Here is a 16669-nt window from a genome sequence, read left to right as displayed (position 1 = left end):
TTTCTTATTTCTTCCTCACTGAATATCCGAATTTTCCCAGTTTCTTTCCAAGTTTAAAGTATTCTCCATGGGAATATGCTACCAGTCCAAGCTGGTTAAGCTCGAATTTGCCGTTTTCATTCATGTATGCTTCATCCACCTGTACGCCGGTCACCTCCGCCAGGAACATATGATGACTTCCAAGCGGGATCACTTCTTTTACCTTACATTCGATATTGACCGGACTCTCCGCGATACCCGGTGTGGCAACTGTAAGTCCCGGACAGGTATGAAGTCCTGTTGCTTTGAATTTGTCAATATCGCGCCCACTCTTTACGCCGCAATAATCGGTCGCAAATGTCAGCTTCTCAGTCACCAGATTGATCACAAATTCTCCACTAGCTTTTATAATATCATAAGAATAGCGTTCCGGTCTAACAGATATTGAAACCATCGCCGGAGAACTGCAAACTGTCCCCGCCCATGCGATCGTAATAATATTCGGTTGTCCGCCTTCTCGCTTACATGTTACCATAACTGCCGGTACCGGGTACAGCATATTCCCCGGTTTCCATAATTGTCTTCCCATCTATAACCTCCTGGTGTTCGACTTTTATTTTCTCAATTCTTATATTTTATACTATTTTCATGGCTTCTGTATACTATCTGGTTGAAAATTTCTGATTAATTCTTCTTTTCGGCTCCGACTCATCTGCTTGATGTGCCACTCTCTGCTCATTGCTTCCTCTGGCGTCTCTGATTCCTCATAATAAACAAGGACAACAGGGCGCCGGCTTCTGGTATACTTGGCGCCCCCTCGTCCTTCATTATGTGCTTTCATCCGCTTTTCCAGATTATTCGTCCATCCAGTGTAATACGTTCCGTCCTTACACCGGACTATGTAAGTATAGTTGTGTTTTTCTTCTGTCGTACTCATTGTGTTCTTACCCACATGTTTTCTTTTTTATCCAAAGCCGATATCGACAAGCCAGCGCCTTTCCTGTGTTCCGTGGCAAGTGTCCTGCCATGGCACTTTCCTGCAGCCTCGCAAATGTCCTGTCATCAGCTTTCTATGTATCCGGGTATGCCGCCGGAGCTTCTCCGACAGCTTCCCCCTGAACTCATTTTTGAATCCATTATAATAAAGCAGACAGATCCCGGTACTTCATCAGTAAATCTCGCATCTTCATGCGCTCTCATATCCGGCTGTGCTTCACATTCCGGCATCTTCCTCTTATTATTCCGTCTGCGCGTTTACTATAATTATACTCATAAACTGTCATTTTGCTACTATAAATGTGAAAAACTACTATTATATTCTACACAAAAATAGTCAGCCTGTCCGTACGCAAATGTTTAAGACAAAATGGAAAATAACATTACTGTTATGTAGCAAGCCTGTTTCAACGCCGGTTCTTAGTGAGTCGCCACCGGCGAGGAGCTTAGCACCGCTGCGTTGAAATAGAGTGCAAACGACTTGCGGAATAATATGTAATGTATTTTCCATTTTGATCAAAAAACTTACAGACAGGTCGACTATTTACGCACGCTTCTTTGCTGCTTTTTCTTCTGCGAGTACTTTCTGGAATTCCTGCATATCCGTTGCGATCTCTTTGCTTAACAGAAGCAGGCAGATCAGGTTTGGAATCGCCATCAGTGCATTTGCGATATCCGAGAAGTTCCATGCCAGATCCAGTGAAGTCGTCGCACCGATGTATACTACAAGGGAGAATACGATACGATAGATCATGTTGTATTTGTGGGAATGGAACAGGTATTCAAAGGCCTTCTCTCCATGATACTCCCAGCCAAGGATCGTCGAGAATGCAAATAACGCAATACCGATCGTTACCAGCCATGCTCCCGCCTTACCCAGAACTGTCTCAAATGCTTTGATCGTCAGTGCCGATCCTGTATAGGCTTCTTCATAATAATATGTACCATCTTCATCAAAAATATAAGCATTGCAGCCAGAGGTCCATGCACCTGTGATCGCACCATTCTCATAAACTGCTTCCAGACTGTCCGGCTGATGCTGAAGCTTTGCAAATGCTTCACTATCGGAAGCGTCTGCATATGGTGTCAGAACGATATCCTCTGCTCCACCGGACAAAGTCATTGTTCCATCTTGGTATGTAACGGTATATTCTGTCGTCACCATCTTGCCTTTTTCTTCATGTGTCAGAGCCAGCGTATCTTCGGCTTCAGAGGTGATCGCATATGAGCCTTCCGTCGTTGTCGATGTTTTACCGATCACACCGGAGCTTGCGATTACCAAACCGGTAATCGTACATACAACGATCGTATCCCAGAAGGTTCCTGTCATATTGATATATCCCTGACGAACCGGGTTATCTGTTGTAGCTGCTGCTGCGGTGATCGCTGCCGATCCCATACCTGCTTCATTTGAGAAACAACCACGGGCAACACCGAACCGCATTGCATTTGTCATAGATGCAACTACGGTACCAAGCACACCGCCGGATACGGATTTCATGGAAAATGCCATTGTGAAGATCTCATGCAGACCTTCCGGCACATTCGATATATTTCCGATAATTACTATAAGTCCTGCAAGTACATAGAAGATTGCCATAAACGGAACAACGATCGCGGAAATCTTTGATATGGATTTGATACCGCCGATAATGATCATTAAGGCAAGGATCGTAAGGATTACACCGATAATGATCGGATTGATGTGAAAGGTCTCATTCATGGAGGATGCAATCGAGTTCGCCTGTGTCATATTTCCGATACCAAAGGATGCAACAACCGCAAAGAATGCAAACAACCAACCGAGCACACTTCCGAATCTTTTGTGTTTCAATGCTTTCTTCATCGTATACATCGGGCCGCCGGAGATCTCTCCTTTGGCATTTACCTCACGGTATTTGATTGCCAGCATACATTCTGAGAATTTCGATGTGATTCCGAACAACGCCGAGATCCACATCCAGACCAGAGCACCCGGACCACCGGATACCATTGCTGTCGCCACACCTACGATATTTCCGGTTCCGATCGTTGCGGCAAGCGCTGTCGTCAGTGCCGAGAATGGGGATACATCACCGGTTCCTCTGTTCTTTGTTCTTGCTTCTTTACTAAGTGTGCTCTTGATCGCATATCCGAGATTCCTCCACGGCAGGAATCGCGTCCGTATCGTCAGAAAGATACCGGTTCCTACGAGAAGCACCAGCATCACCGGTCCCCACACAAACGAATCAACTGCACTTACAATCTGATTGAGTTTTTCCATACCCATCGCCTCCATATTCATTCATAGTCAATTACACAATATCTACTGTTTGATGTTATATTTGAATGTTTTTGACATTACCAACCAGGGAACGCTTCCGCTCGTTTCTACTCCTTGTTGTGTAATTGGCAACTTCATTAACGAGAAAAAGGTGCAGGGAAGTTGCTATCTCTAGTACTTCCTTGCACCTTTTAATATGTTATCTATAATACAGACGCTTTCCGAAAAAAGCAAGTATAAATTTGCTTTTTTCGGCATCGGTCATCGCCCTGTATTATTTATGCGTTTTTCTTTACACCAAGTGTTACCTTCTCGCCGTTGATGTTCCATTCCTTGGAATAGCCATCTACACTTCCGGTTACCAGTGCATCTGCCATAACGTCTGACTTGATGCTGTCAGCATTTGCATTCATAAGTCCGGTTGCCTTGTCGCTTCCCTCTGCATAGACTGTGATCTTGTCCATTACTTCGAAGCCGGCTTCCTTTCTCATGGTCTGGATCTTGGATACGATCTCTCTGACAAATCCTTCCTCTAAGAGTTCTTCTGTCAGATTTGTGTCGATAACAACTGTTACCGCACCGTCTGCCTCTGTAACGTAGCCTTCAGTTTGTGCGATATCGATCAGCAGATCTTCCTCTGCCAGAGATACCTCTGTGCCGTTTACGTCAAATGTCAGAGCACCCTTTTCCTTCAGCTCTGCCATAGCTGCATTTCCGTCAACGGATGACAGATATGCCTTGATTCCGCCTAACTGCTTGCCGTACTTTGGTCCTACGGTACGAAGCTGCGGCTTGAATGTGTAAGAACTGAAGCTTGCGATATCCTCTGTAAATACTACGTTCTTGATGTTCAGCTCGTCTTTGACGATCGCTGTCTCATCCTCTGTCAGCTCTTTTGCTGCCTTTACATACATGGTTCCGATCGGCTGTCTGTTCTTGATATTTGCAGTATTTCTGGCTGCACGTCCAAGAACAACGATCTTTAAGATCTCATCCATAGCTGCTTCAAGATCTGTGTCGATCATCTTCTCCTCTACCTTCGGGAACTCGCACAGATGAACAGATAATGGAGCATCCTTATCAATGCTTCTTACCAGATTCTGGTAAATATCCTCTGCCATAAACGGAATCATCGGAGCTGCTGTCATGGAGATTGTAACAAGGGCTGTATACAGTGTCATGTAGGCATTTACCTTATCCTGCTCCATACCCTTTGCCCAGTATCTCTCACGTCCACGACGAACATACCAGTTGGAAAGGTCATCTACGAACTCCTCTAATACTCTGGTTGTCTCAGGGATCTTGTATGCTGCAAGGTTCTCATCAACAGCCTTTACGGTTGAGTTCAGCTTTGATAATAACCATTTATCCATCAGTGACAGCTTCTCGTAATCCAGCTCATGCTCAAGTGGATTGAAGTTGTCGATATTTGCATATAATACATAGAATGCGTAAGTGTTCCATAAGGTTCCGAGGAACTTTCTCTGGCACTCGATAACCGCATCTTCATGGAAACGGTTTGGAAGCCATGGAGCGGAGTTGCTGTAGAAATACCACCGGATCGCATCTGCACCGTATTTGTTCAATGCATCCATCGGATCTACGGCATTTCCCTTGGACTTACTCATCTTCTGTCCATCCTTATCCTGTACATGTCCGAGGACAATTACATTCTTGAACGGAGCCTTGTCAAATAACAGGGTTGAGATCGCCATCAGAGAATAGAACCATCCTCTTGTCTGGTCAACTGCCTCGCTGATGAAGTCAGCAGGGAAATGCTTCTCGAAGATGTCTGCATTCTCAAACGGATAATGCCACTGTGCAAATGGCATGGAACCTGAATCGAACCAGCAGTCGATAACTTCAGATACTCTGTGCATCTGCTTACCGCACTCCGGACATTTGATCGTTACAGCGTCGATGAACGGACGGTGCAGCTCGATCTCATCCGGGCAGTTGTCGCTCATGCTCTTTAATTCTTCGATCGAACCGATCGCATGACGGCATCCGCATTCACATTCCCAGATATTTAACGGAGTTCCCCAATAACGGTTACGGGAAAGTCCCCAATCCTGTACATTCTTTAACCAGTCACCGAAACGTCCCTTACCAATGCTCTCAGGGATCCAGTTTACGGTGTCGTTATTCTTAACCAGCTTATCTCTGACTGCTGTCATCTTGATAAACCAGGTATCTCTTGCGTAGTAGATCAGCGGAGTATCACATCTCCAGCAGTGTGGATATTCATGCTCGAACTTTGGTGCGTCGAACAGAAGTCCTTCTTTGTCAAGGTCAACCAATACCTTTGGATCTGCATCCTTTACGAAGATTCCCGCATAAGGGGTTTCCTCTGTCAGATCACCCTTGCCATCTACGAACTGTACAAATGGAAGATCGTACTTTCTTCCTACATTTGCGTCGTCCTCACCAAATGCAGGTGCGATATGAACGATACCTGTACCATCTGTCATAGTTACATAAGAATCACATGTGATGTAGTGACCCTTCTTATGTTGCTTCTCGCATACAGGCTTTACGCACTCATATAATGGTTCGTACTCTTTGTATTCCAGATCTTTTCCTTTGTATGTCTCCAGAATTTCATATGCAGGTACAGCAGGTGTATCGTCTGTAGCCTCCTTTGCAAGGGAACCGAGTACCTTGTCTGCCAGTGCTTCTGCCAGATAATAGGTATATCCGTCTGCTGCCTTTACTTTGACATAAGTCTCATCCGGATTTACACAGAGGGCTACGTTTGATGGAAGTGTCCAAGGTGTAGTTGTCCATGCAAGGAAATATGCATCTTCGCCGATAACCTTGAATCTTACAACTGCGGAACGTTCCTTTACAGTCTTATAACCCTGTGCTACTTCGTGGCTTGACAGTGGAGTTCCGCAACGCGGACAATATGGCACGATCTTGAAGCCTTTGTATAAAAGTCCCTGATCCCAGATCTTCTTCAGTGCCCACCACTCGGACTCGATGAAATCATTGTGGTATGTTACATATGGATCATCCATATCTGCCCAGAATCCTACCTTGCCGGAGAATTCTTCCCACATACCTTTGTATTTCCATACGGATTCTTTACATTTCTGAATAAATGGCTCCAGACCGTATTCCTCGATCTGCTCTTTGCCATCGATTCCTAAAAGTTTCTCAACTTCCAACTCTACAGGAAGGCCATGTGTATCCCATCCTGCCTTTCTTACTACGTTATGGCCCTTCATTGTCTGATATCTTGGAATCATATCCTTGATAACTCGTGTAAGCACATGGCCGATATGTGGCTTACCGTTTGCTGTTGGAGGTCCATCATAAAATGTGTAAGTCGGAAGATCCTTTGTTTCTTCCACACTCTTCTCAAATACCTGATTTTCTTTCCAGAAATCCAGAACCTTCTGTTCTCTGTCTACGAAATTCAATTTGGTCGATACTTTTTCGTACATGTTGTTCTTCCTTTCTTTTTATTCAATGTATGCAAAATATTTTTTATTTAAAGAACAAAGAGTAGCTTGCGGCTCTTTCGCGCCCGAGCGGAATTGCGAAGCAATTAATTACTTCATCGCGAGGTGCACACCTTTATCGGAGTATTTACTTTATAAGATAATTTGCATATAAAGTAAAAAAAGCCGCCGCCGCAAAAAGGACGAAGGCTTAAAGTTCTCGTTATACCACCTATTACTTGCATACTAACATATGTGCTTCCCGTAACGAGGGAATGACGTCAGAGCCTACTGGCTGTCGTTTTCGGTCTGAAGCTTAAGAGTGATCTTCCATCATCTTCTACTCGCACCGGTCTTGCACCATCTCCGGCTCGCTCTGCCTTTCAAACATGATCTACTGTCTCTGTCATCGCTTTTCTTCTTATTTTTATCAACCTTGAGTATAGCAACCATGAGCGTTCTTGTCAAATTATTTTTTATAAAATACCTCTTGACATATTATACTATGCGTAATATAGTATAGTGCATAAGGAGGTATACATATGGATATTCAATTAAAACGCGGTATGCTGGATGTCTGTGTACTGGCTGCGATCAAGGATGAAGATTCTTATGGATATCAGATCATCAAGGACATGAAACCCTTTGTAACGATATCGGAATCTACATTGTATCCGATCCTGCGAAGACTGGAAGCCGGCGCATTCCTCACCGTTCGCTCCGTAGAACACAACGGACGGCTTCGGAAATACTATCATATTACCGATGCGGGCAAAGCACGAATCGAGGAATTCAAAGAAGAATGGAAAGAACTTGAATCTATATATCGTTTTATTATCAGAGAGGAGAATGACAATGACTAAACAGGAATATTTGTCGGCGATCCGAGGAAAGATCCGGAAAATGCCGGCAGACGATATTAATAAATTTATGGATTATTATAGTGAAATGATCGATGACCGTATGGAAGATGGTCTGTCGGAGGAAGATGCGGTTGCCGATATGGATGCCCCGGACGATGTCGTTGACCAGATTCTGGCAGATATGCCACTAACGAAACTTGTGAAAGAAAAGATCAAACCATCCCACCGGTTAAAAGCATGGGAGATCATTTTGCTGATTCTTGGCTCTCCTATATGGGCTCCGCTGTTACTGACCGCGATCGTTCTGGTCATTGCCATGGCGGTTGTCATTTTGGCACTTCTCCTGTCCTTCTATGCGATCGTACTCTCGATGGCAGTTGCAGGTATCGGCGGGCTGCTGGGAGTTATTCCATTTTTTGTTACACAGAATGTTCCGGCTGCCCTTTTCATGCTTGGAGCTGCATTTGCCGGAATCGGACTTGCGATCCTGTTCGTCGTAGCCGTGAAGCCTGTTACGATCGGCATTTTCAAGCTGTACAAGGCATCCATCAATGGAATTAAGAGAATGTTTGTAAAGGAGAGATAATTATGAGTAAATCCAAAAAAGCAGTTATTGTTGCTTCTATATTTATAGTGGTCGGCGTCATTATCGTATTCTTAAGTTTTGCAATTAACGGATTCCATTTTCCAAATGGTTCTGTCGACCTGCTCGGTATGAAAGCCTTGCCGGACTATGTGAAGAAAACAGTTCAGATCAAAGATGATTTCAACGCCATTGACATCGCAGGCGAAGCATCTACCGACGTCATGATCAAAAACTCCGACAACGGAACGAATTACATCGAATATTATGATACAGATGGTCTGACCAACCATGCAGAGGTTGTTGACGGCGTGCTCACCTTCCGCTGCGAAGACAAACGTACCCACCATCCGACAATCTCACTCGGATTTGGTCAGGATACTACTACCGTTGTTTATCTGGCAGATAAAGAATACGAATCTATCCAGGTAGCCACAGCAAGTGGAGATATCGACTATCTGTATTCTCACAAGACTGATGGCAAGCCAGTGTTTAACGCTTCATATACCAGTCTTAAGACAAACAGCGGTGACATCCATATCGCAGATATCGAAGCTAATACCCTCACAGTCAAAACTACATCGGGTGATATCTCTATCAGCAATGGTTCATTTACAACTAAGCTGGAGCTTCATGCCTCAAGCGGTGATATCCAGTTGAACCGCATAACAACAGATCAGGCAGAATTCTATACCACAAGCGGCTATGTATCAGCCAGTGACATTACTGCTAATACCAGTCTTTCCAGTAATACGACGAGTGGCGATATTGATATGTCCATCACGGCCGCTGATGCGATCAGCATTTCTGCTACGAGCGGCGACATTGATCTGGATCTTGCTTCTGACCGAAGCTACAGTTTCTTAGCAGATACACAAAGTGGCGATGTTGATATTCCACATGGTGCAAATTATTCCGAATATGAATGTGGCGTCAGCACGACCAGCGGCGATATTAGCATCAGACAGAAGTAATATTAGTGAATATTATTTTAAAAAAAGTCTATAAAAACGAAAAAGGGATTGCCCTGTTAAAACAGATCTACCGCTGTCTCTGTAGATGACATTACGAGGATTTCGTTGAGAGATGCACATTGTCAGTAAATACGAGTGCTTGTTTGAGCCGAAGGCGAGTTAGCACCGGAGTATTTACGAATAAGACATGTGCATCGAACAGAAACCGCAGTTAGTCATTTCAGAGACAGCAGTAAATCTGATTAACAGGGCAATCCCTTTTTATTATTTCTCCGCAGTTTTGCTTCCCAGAATCCATATGAGGATAAAGAAAAAGATCATGCTTTCGCTCATCAAGCCGTTTGTGAATCCAAGGCGGAATGCTGTGTCCGGAAGTATTGTTTTTATGGCAGAGAGAATGCAGTAGAATACAAGTACATTTCCTGCTGCCATCCATCTTGGCAATGTAGTTTTGCCGCGCACGACCACATAAAACCAGTATAAGAATACCGGAAGCATAACGACTTCGCTTACTATGATAACCCATGACAGATGATCGAATAAGGCTTCGCATGCCGGAAGTGCCGCATCGGCATATCCATATCCGGTCATCCATGTATACAGATACAGGATCATAATATAGAACAAGTGCAAACACATCCATGGTGTCAGACCAAATGCATTCAGATAATGATAAATTTCTCTCCTTTAACGTAAAATGGCATCGGTTAGTGTTTGCTAACCAATGCTATTCTAGCATATTATCTTATCCTCATCAAAATGCCGTGAACATACTCAACACGGACACCAGACATATGATAATCCCCAGCCATTTGAGAAACAGTTCTGTTTTCCGGTTCACTTTGTTTGATCCCGGATCATATACTTTGCGCTGCTCTCTGGAATAGTACAACGGATATTCGCTGCCAACCGGATGCTTCTTCCGGCTCAATTCCTGCACCAATTGGTAGTTATGCACACTATCATCATAAGGATCATTGTACTGGATCGTAAGGATCGCCTTCCCCGGCGTCAGTGTCTTGGCTCCCGGCACTTCTCCGACTACCTTCCCCGGAATCATCATATCCATGTAATCATTTTCTTTTACCTGTTTCTTCTTCATGCCACTTCCTATAAAAAGGAGAATGATGCCGGATGCAAATGCAACCAGCCGCTGCACAAGCATCCACCCGGTCGTTCCCGTCATATCCGGTATGACATTTCTCTCCATCAGCTCCTGTGCCATGAAAAATGCTCCAAACAAAATAAGCCCGGCTCCAAATCCTATTATGATATAGATACCTTTTTCCATCTCATCCATAGCTGACAGCTTCGGATGGTTTTCCTTTAACAACTGATCAACCGTTGATCCCGAAGCAATATTGTCCAATAACTGCTTTAATTTCCTACGTCGTTTTTTCAACCGGATAAATTCGTATATCCCCATGATCAACATGCCAATTCCCACAAGAATAATGAACATGATTTTTAACATTTGCATCATTTGTAACTCTCCCCTTGTCGTCCTGTCTGGCAGGACATGATATTCTTTCATTATAATAAATATTGATCTTTTTCTCCATTATATCTTCACTATTTTTTCCTTATTTTTCATTATGCACTTTCATTAGATAATTCTGTATAATTGTTACCTTGTACCAGCACATATATAAACTTACAAACTGCACATTTTTAATTTTGAAAAAATAAAAAAAGTTTCAACTTGGAGCCGGCTCCATGAATTGACTTTCCTGCGGCAAAACAGTATGCTGATTATAGGAAAATTCGGTTGAATCAGGAGGTGCTGTTCCATGGCAGAAGTCATTGCAAAAGCAACAGATGTAGAAGTGATATACGGTGATAAGCCTGCACTTGATAAGATAAATATGTCCGTGAAAAAGGGCGACATTTATGCTCTGATCGGTAAAAACGGTGCAGGAAAAACGACACTTCTCCGCCTGTTTACCGGACAGAATGCTCCTGATTATGGCAGCATTGAACTTTTTGGCAAGAAGGGAACACATGGACTAAATGAAGCCCGGAAAAGAACCGGTGCTATCATCGAAACTCCGGCATTTTATCCATTTTTCTCTGCAGAACGCAATCTGGAATATTACCGTATCCAACGCGGAATCGACGATCCATCCATTGTTGAAACAGTTCTGAAGGAAACGGGACTCTACGAAGCTAAGGATAAAAAGTTTAAAAATTTCTCTCTCGGCATGAAGCAGCGTCTGGGAATCGCCCTGTCGCTCATGCACGATCCGGAATTTCTGATCTTAGATGAGCCGATCAATGGTCTGGATCCTGCCGGCATCGTCGAAATGCGAAAGCTGATGCTGCGGCTGAACAAAGAGAACGGACTCACGATCATCATTTCCTCGCATATTCTATCCGAGCTTGCAAATATGGCAACATGCTACGGGTTCATCGATCACGGTCAGATCTTACAGGAAATGTCTGCTGAAGAATTAGAAGCAAAAGAAAAAAGCTATGTAAAGGTGCGTACCAGTGATGGTGAAAAAGCTGCTGAATGTCTTTCAAAAGAGCTCCAACTCGACGCATCCTACAATGCAGATGATGATACCATTTATATTTATTTTGAAAACAACACGGTTTACCCAACTGAGAAGATCAGCCGTTTCTTATTTGAAAAGAGATATGATCTGTACTCACTGGAGATTGTGAAAACCACACTGGAAGATTTCTTTATTGAACTGTTAGGAGGGACAACGATTGAATAATTTCCTCAAAAGCGAATGTTACAAAGTAATCCATCGGGCTTATCCATATACCCTGCTCATAATCGGAGTGGTCATTGCCATTTTGATCAACGTATCTGTCTGGTATGCCATCCATGTTATCCGGATCCCATTTACGATTGAAGGTGCAGATATTATGAATGCCGGTCTGTACATGATGGCAACGATCGTCTGGTACTGCATTATTTTCACCACCGATATCGGTTTCTCCGGTGAATGGAGGAATAATACGATGAAGAATATCGTGTCATTCGGAACCAGCCGAAACACAATTTTTTTTGGCAAATGTATCGTGAATACACTATTGCTGCTTATCGGAATCGTTGTGGTATCTGCAGCCTATCTGCTGACGAATTACATCTGTTTTCGTCATGATGGAAGTCTGACCGCTTCGGCATATCAGAATTATTTTCTGCGTTTTGTGATCATGCTTCCTATGATCATCGCCGGACAGACAATGGCATCCTCCCTGTGCATGTTCTTCTCCACAGACCTTCTGTGGTGCGGTATCTATGCTGTAGTCGTTGCCCTGCTGCCAAATGGCATCATGCTTTTCTATGCCATTTTCCCGGAAGTAGAAGCACTCCGTATCATCTACACCAATCTTCCTACCGTCTGCCTGACCGCTGTTGCATGGCAGACACTAACCACCGGCCTGATTGTTCACGCTATGGAGATCGCCGCCGTACTTCTGATCCTGCCAACCGTTATTTCCCTGTTGGTGTTCCAGAGGAAGGAGATAAAATAAAAACAGACACACACCCTACCCTGTGGATACGACATGCATCTGTTCTTATACTTTATATGGATTGTTCTGATTATTCCCCTTCGATCAATGATACAGGATCGACCGGTTTGCCATCTTTGGTGATTGCGAAATACAGATTTGTTCCTTCTTTTGAATAATAACGGCTTGGTTCTGCTACAGTGCCAATGGTGCAGCCGGCATCTACCACCTGACCAACGGATACATTGATATCCTTAAGCTGTCCATACATGACTTCATAGCCATTCCCAAGGGATGCCTTTACCACATTTCCAAATTCCGGTGTGCTTGTGATCTCTGTGATCTTACATTTGTAAGCGGCTGATACTTTATCATTTTCGGCTGCTTCCAATACGATTCCGGCATTACATTTGTACTGGTTTAATGTCTCGTAAAATACTGTGGTGTCCATGCTGAATGGTATGATCACGTTTCCGTTTAGTGGCCACATAAGAGCTGTACTGCCGTCATAGTTCAGTTCGATCTGTTCTTCCACCTTGGCAGCATTTGCTCCGGTTTCTACTTCTGAGCTTTTCTCTGTTGTTGCTTCTGTCTTGTTCTCTGCTTTGGCGGTACCGCCAAGTGTTTCTTTTACTGCTTCTGTTGTTCCGAGATTGCTTCTGTCTGCGGTTTCTTCTACTGCCTCCGAGCTGACAGCATTTTCATCATCTGACTGGGTTTTCACATTATATAGAGCTACAAGTCCTACAAGTGCCACCATTCCGGCGATCAGGGCAATGTAGAAAATATTTCTCTTAATAACATTCAAAAATTTCTTCATGTTTATCACCTCATGGATATTGTTGCCTGAACTTCCGGATTATATACACAGGCAAATATTTTCCACAAGCTTTTTATTTATCTTATGCATTTTGTCGTATCCTGCCACCAGCGAAATGAAATGATTTGCAAAGCAACCACTTTTGCAATTCCATCTGTATGCTTTCAAATATCCTCAATATATTGGTAATTGTCCTTATATGTTTTCGCAGGTGTTTAATATGCCGCTCCATCCGCGATCGAAGTTTCCGGATAATAGTATGCAATGATCTCACGATATGTACTGCCCTGATCGGCTTTCCATCCGGCTCCGTACATCGACATTCCAAGGGATGAGCCTTTACCGATCGAGATGATCCGATATCCCTCCTCGACCTGATCGATATGAAAATTTGTCGTTCCAAGTGACAGGGTCTGTGCAAATGTCTCTCCGGTCACGACCGTCCCGAACACATTTACCTTTCGGACAAATCCTGATTTCGTCGCCTCAAGCACAGTCAGTGCATCCGCATCCACTGCCTGTTCCTCACTCTGTGCTGAACCAGTCGTCGCAGATTCGTTTTTTTCAACATCCACGTCGGTCTGCCCCAGATTCTCTGATCCGTCAAACGCTTCTCCCTCTCCATTCATGCCAAATTCTTTCTTTATACGAAGCGCACTGTAGATCTTTGTCGATGAGAAATCCGGCGACTGGATATCCTGACTGCTGTCAACGGATACCAGATATGGAATCGCAGTACCATATAATTCTTCTGCACTGACAGTTACCCCTATGCTGACTGCATGACTGACAGGAATAATAAGTCTGCCATCATAAACGATAACCTGTCCCATTGTATCCTTCACAGCCTGATATACCATTTCCATATTCTGCTTATATTCTTTCCCCCATTTTTGCTTTAATTCATCTTTCTCCACACGGATCTCTTTCAGATCTCCCTCATTGATGATCTTGCCCCCGCCATTTGCAGTGTCCGCCTGATCGTTCATTTCATAATAGATCGCAGTCCGGGTCAGAACTGCCATCGCCTTTGTCATTTCCACATTCCACGACGGATCATACAATCCGGCAAGGACATACAAAATATATTCTTCACAGTCGATCAGCCTGTAGTTCTCATTTTGCAGGATACACACATCCCGGCTGCTACTAAGTGCCGCGATCCGGGCATCCGACACATCCCGATAACGCACAAAAAGCCTGGTTCCCACATATGGAATTGCAAATGCTAACAAAACCATGGTGAACCAGGCTAGAATCCTGTTATTTTTCTTCATACCATCACATCCTGTCCTGTCATCATTCCGGAAAAATCCGATTCGCTTCATACGATTTTCCTGTATTATTTATTCTATGATGCACAGGTGCAAAATATGATTGATTCATTATACAAACAGACCATCCGGCTGTTTGCCGATATTACTGTTTATCTCATATACATGATCACTATGCTTTCTTGCCAAGAGCTTTCTTTCTCGCAAGATATTTCTTCTTGATATACTTTCCTGCTGTGGATAAGTCACCTGACTTCCAGCCGGAGGTTTTCTTTGTTGATGGCTTAAGCAAAGATGCCGACTCGTTCTTATTACTGAGGCTCCAACAGAAATAACTGATGTTATATTTGTTAAGCAGCTTCATCCATTTGTCTGCGGATGCCTTGTTAATGGCTCCGTCGCCACTGGCCGGTGATAAACCAAACTCAGATACAATGATTGGAAGCTTCTTCTTTCTTGCATAAGCAACCTTTGCCGGAAGATATTCATTGTGCGCCCACTCACTTGCGTAGAAATGCAGGGAGTACATGATATTCTTATATCCCTTGATCGGGCTGTCTGCAACTTCATTTGACGTTCCATCCGTTCCAAGCTGTGACCAGGTTGGTGTTCCCACGATAATAACTGCTTTCTTGTCGTATTTGCGGATCGTTTTGATAATGTCTGTCGCATAGGATTTGATCTCTTTCCAGCTACAGCCATTTGGCTCATTGCAGATCTCATAAATAACATTTTTATTGTTCTTATATTTCTTTGCCATCGTGGTAAAGAATTTCTTCGCCTGTGACTTGTTCTTATTCGGGTTTCCGTCACTTAAGATATGCCAGTCGATGATCGCATACATACCAAGATCAGTCGCATACCCGACACCTTTATCCACCAGTTTCCGAAGCTTTGCCTGACTGCCGCCACTGCAATAGCCATTGTATTCTTCGGTATACATTGCCAACCGGATCGCATTCACGCCCCAGTCATCACGAAGCGTCTTGAATGCTTTCTTATTCACATATGGCGATCCGACATCCCAGTTGATTCCATGTGTGCTGATACCGCGAAGCTGGAATTTATTTCCCTTACTGTCGACCAGGTCTGCTCCCTTTACAGACAGTCTTCCATGCTTTGCAACCGGTGTTGTAGCTGCCGCTTCCGCCGTTCCATTTCCACCAAATACACAGATTGTAAACAGCATAACAACTGCCATGATCCATGCAATCAGACGTTTTCCCTTTCTCATACGCTCTCCTCCTGTTTTTGCATTTTTCTGTATTTATAGTACCCTACTTTTTCTTTTCTGCCAAGAACCCATGGATCATTTTTTACCGGATTTTATCATTATTTTTACCTTGTTTTTCTTGACAAATAGGTGCGCCCATACTATTATGAGAGCGTATTCAAGATTAACTATGTAATCGCTTTTAAGCGGACGTATGGATTAAGGTTTTAATCGTATTTCTCTCATAAATGATGCACGTTTTCATTGGGTACAAGCAAGAAATATATAAGGAGGTACCCACATGAACAACGGTACAGTAAAATGGTTTAACGCAGAAAAAGGTTATGGATTTATCTCAAACAATGACGGAAGCGGAGATGTATTCGTTCATTTCTCAGCTATCCAGGGTGAAGGATATAAGACACTTGTTGAAGGTCAGCAGGTTACATTCGACACAGAGGAAGATCCTAAGGGTGGTTCAAGAACAAGAGCTACTAACGTTGTAATCGTTAAATAATTTTCTACTTTGAATAAAAAGGCTGAGGCTCTATATCAATTTATTCCGCAGAACACTTTCGTTCGAACAGGTCTGCTTCATAAATTATATAGAGCCTCAGTCTTTTATTAAGTTTTTCTTTTATTATTTCTCTAAGATATCGATATCTAACATTTACAGATCAAGGCTATTTTCATTTTGATATTTTAGGGACATTGTGCCCTTCTTTTTTAACAGAAAACACAGGGATTGCCCCTGTACAGACCATAAGCCCCATTATAAATGACTCGCTAT

16 protein-coding genes are annotated in these 16669 nt (G+C 43.4%); 6 read left to right on the top strand and 10 right to left on the bottom strand.

Translation table 11 applies throughout. The features are described 5' to 3' along the window. Window positions 1–4: 4 nt before the first annotated feature. The 5 genes from CLOL250_RS10360 to ileS all read right to left on the bottom strand — a co-directional run bounded on the left by CLOL250_RS10360 (window position 5) and on the right by ileS (window position 6687). Window positions 5–568 carry a flavin reductase family protein gene (locus tag CLOL250_RS10360; protein ID WP_008402380.1) on the bottom strand — a complete coding sequence of 188 codons (564 nt, stop codon included), beginning with the start codon at window positions 566–568 and terminating at the stop codon, window positions 5–7. Window positions 569–625: 57 nt separating this feature from the next. Next, complete coding sequence (locus CLOL250_RS10355; protein WP_008402379.1) at window positions 626–916, bottom strand: GIY-YIG nuclease family protein; 291 nt, start codon at window positions 914–916, stop codon at window positions 626–628. 125 nt (window positions 917–1041) lie between these two features. After that, window positions 1042–1206, bottom strand: coding sequence for a hypothetical protein (locus CLOL250_RS13970; protein WP_008402377.1), 165 nt, complete (start codon window positions 1204–1206; stop codon window positions 1042–1044). Window positions 1207–1519: 313 nt separating this feature from the next. Then, window positions 1520–3238, bottom strand: a complete 1719-nt coding sequence (locus CLOL250_RS10350; RefSeq protein WP_044945950.1) for an alanine/glycine:cation symporter family protein — start codon at window positions 3236–3238, stop codon at window positions 1520–1522. Window positions 3239–3516: 278 nt separating this feature from the next. Next, the gene (gene ileS, locus CLOL250_RS10345) at window positions 3517–6687 is read right to left on the bottom strand and encodes an isoleucine--tRNA ligase (protein WP_008402373.1); all 3171 of its coding nucleotides are present in this window, start codon (window positions 6685–6687) and stop codon (window positions 3517–3519) included. Window positions 6688–7226: 539 nt separating this feature from the next. On the opposite strand from ileS, the gene CLOL250_RS10335 reads away from it, so the two are divergent. Genes CLOL250_RS10335 through CLOL250_RS10325 form a run of 3 tightly spaced genes read left to right on the top strand, consistent with a single transcriptional unit; the run spans window position 7227 to window position 9104 of the window. Beyond that, entirely contained in the window at window positions 7227–7547 is a 321-nt protein-coding gene (locus tag CLOL250_RS10335) for a PadR family transcriptional regulator (RefSeq protein WP_008402371.1), read from the top strand. After that, window positions 7540–8133, top strand: a complete 594-nt coding sequence (locus CLOL250_RS10330) for a DUF1700 domain-containing protein (RefSeq protein WP_008402370.1) — start codon at window positions 7540–7542, stop codon at window positions 8131–8133. The genes CLOL250_RS10335 and CLOL250_RS10330 overlap by 8 nt, the downstream gene beginning before the upstream one ends. 2 nt (window positions 8134–8135) lie before the next feature. After that, window positions 8136–9104 carry a DUF4097 domain-containing protein gene (locus tag CLOL250_RS10325; protein ID WP_008402368.1) on the top strand — a complete coding sequence of 323 codons (969 nt, stop codon included), beginning with the start codon at window positions 8136–8138 and terminating at the stop codon, window positions 9102–9104. A gap of 264 nt (window positions 9105–9368) precedes the next feature. Here the strand turns inward: CLOL250_RS10325 and CLOL250_RS10320 are convergent, their stop codons facing one another. Then, window positions 9369–9782, bottom strand: coding sequence for a DUF6796 family protein (locus CLOL250_RS10320; protein ID WP_342413222.1), 414 nt, complete (start codon window positions 9780–9782; stop codon window positions 9369–9371). A gap of 76 nt (window positions 9783–9858) precedes the next feature. Next, on the bottom strand, window positions 9859–10587 hold the full coding sequence (locus CLOL250_RS10315; RefSeq protein ID WP_044945946.1) for a hypothetical protein: 729 nt from the start codon (window positions 10585–10587) through the stop codon (window positions 9859–9861). A gap of 307 nt (window positions 10588–10894) precedes the next feature. On the opposite strand from CLOL250_RS10315, the gene CLOL250_RS10310 reads away from it, so the two are divergent. Beyond that, window positions 10895–11827 (top strand): ABC transporter ATP-binding protein, encoded by a 933-nt coding sequence (locus tag CLOL250_RS10310; protein ID WP_008402365.1) that lies wholly within the window; start codon window positions 10895–10897, stop codon window positions 11825–11827. Further along, window positions 11820–12593 (top strand): ABC transporter permease subunit, encoded by a 774-nt coding sequence (locus CLOL250_RS10305; RefSeq protein WP_008402364.1) that lies wholly within the window; start codon window positions 11820–11822, stop codon window positions 12591–12593. The genes CLOL250_RS10310 and CLOL250_RS10305 overlap by 8 nt, the downstream gene beginning before the upstream one ends. A gap of 70 nt (window positions 12594–12663) precedes the next feature. On the opposite strand, the gene CLOL250_RS10300 is transcribed toward CLOL250_RS10305, so the two are convergent. From CLOL250_RS10300 to CLOL250_RS10290, 3 genes are all read right to left on the bottom strand, one after another. Further along, the gene (locus CLOL250_RS10300; RefSeq protein WP_008402363.1) at window positions 12664–13392 is read right to left on the bottom strand and encodes a M23 family metallopeptidase; all 729 of its coding nucleotides are present in this window, start codon (window positions 13390–13392) and stop codon (window positions 12664–12666) included. A 215-nt stretch (window positions 13393–13607) separates the two neighbouring features. Beyond that, entirely contained in the window at window positions 13608–14720 is a 1113-nt protein-coding gene (locus CLOL250_RS10295) for a SpoIID/LytB domain-containing protein (RefSeq protein ID WP_008402361.1), read from the bottom strand. 118 nt (window positions 14721–14838) lie between these two features. Continuing rightward, window positions 14839–15900, bottom strand: a complete 1062-nt coding sequence (locus tag CLOL250_RS10290; RefSeq protein WP_008402360.1) for a glycoside hydrolase family 5 protein — start codon at window positions 15898–15900, stop codon at window positions 14839–14841. Window positions 15901–16180: 280 nt separating this feature from the next. Here CLOL250_RS10290 and CLOL250_RS10285 point away from each other — a divergent pair, with 280 nt between their 5' ends. After that, on the top strand, window positions 16181–16396 hold the full coding sequence (locus tag CLOL250_RS10285; protein WP_008402359.1) for a cold-shock protein: 216 nt from the start codon (window positions 16181–16183) through the stop codon (window positions 16394–16396). Window positions 16397–16669 lie beyond the last annotated feature (273 nt).

Source organism: Clostridium sp. L2-50 (assembly GCF_000154245.1).
Classification (GTDB): domain Bacteria; phylum Bacillota; class Clostridia; order Lachnospirales; family Lachnospiraceae; genus Coprococcus.
This window is presented reverse-complemented; position numbering and strand designations above follow the sequence as displayed.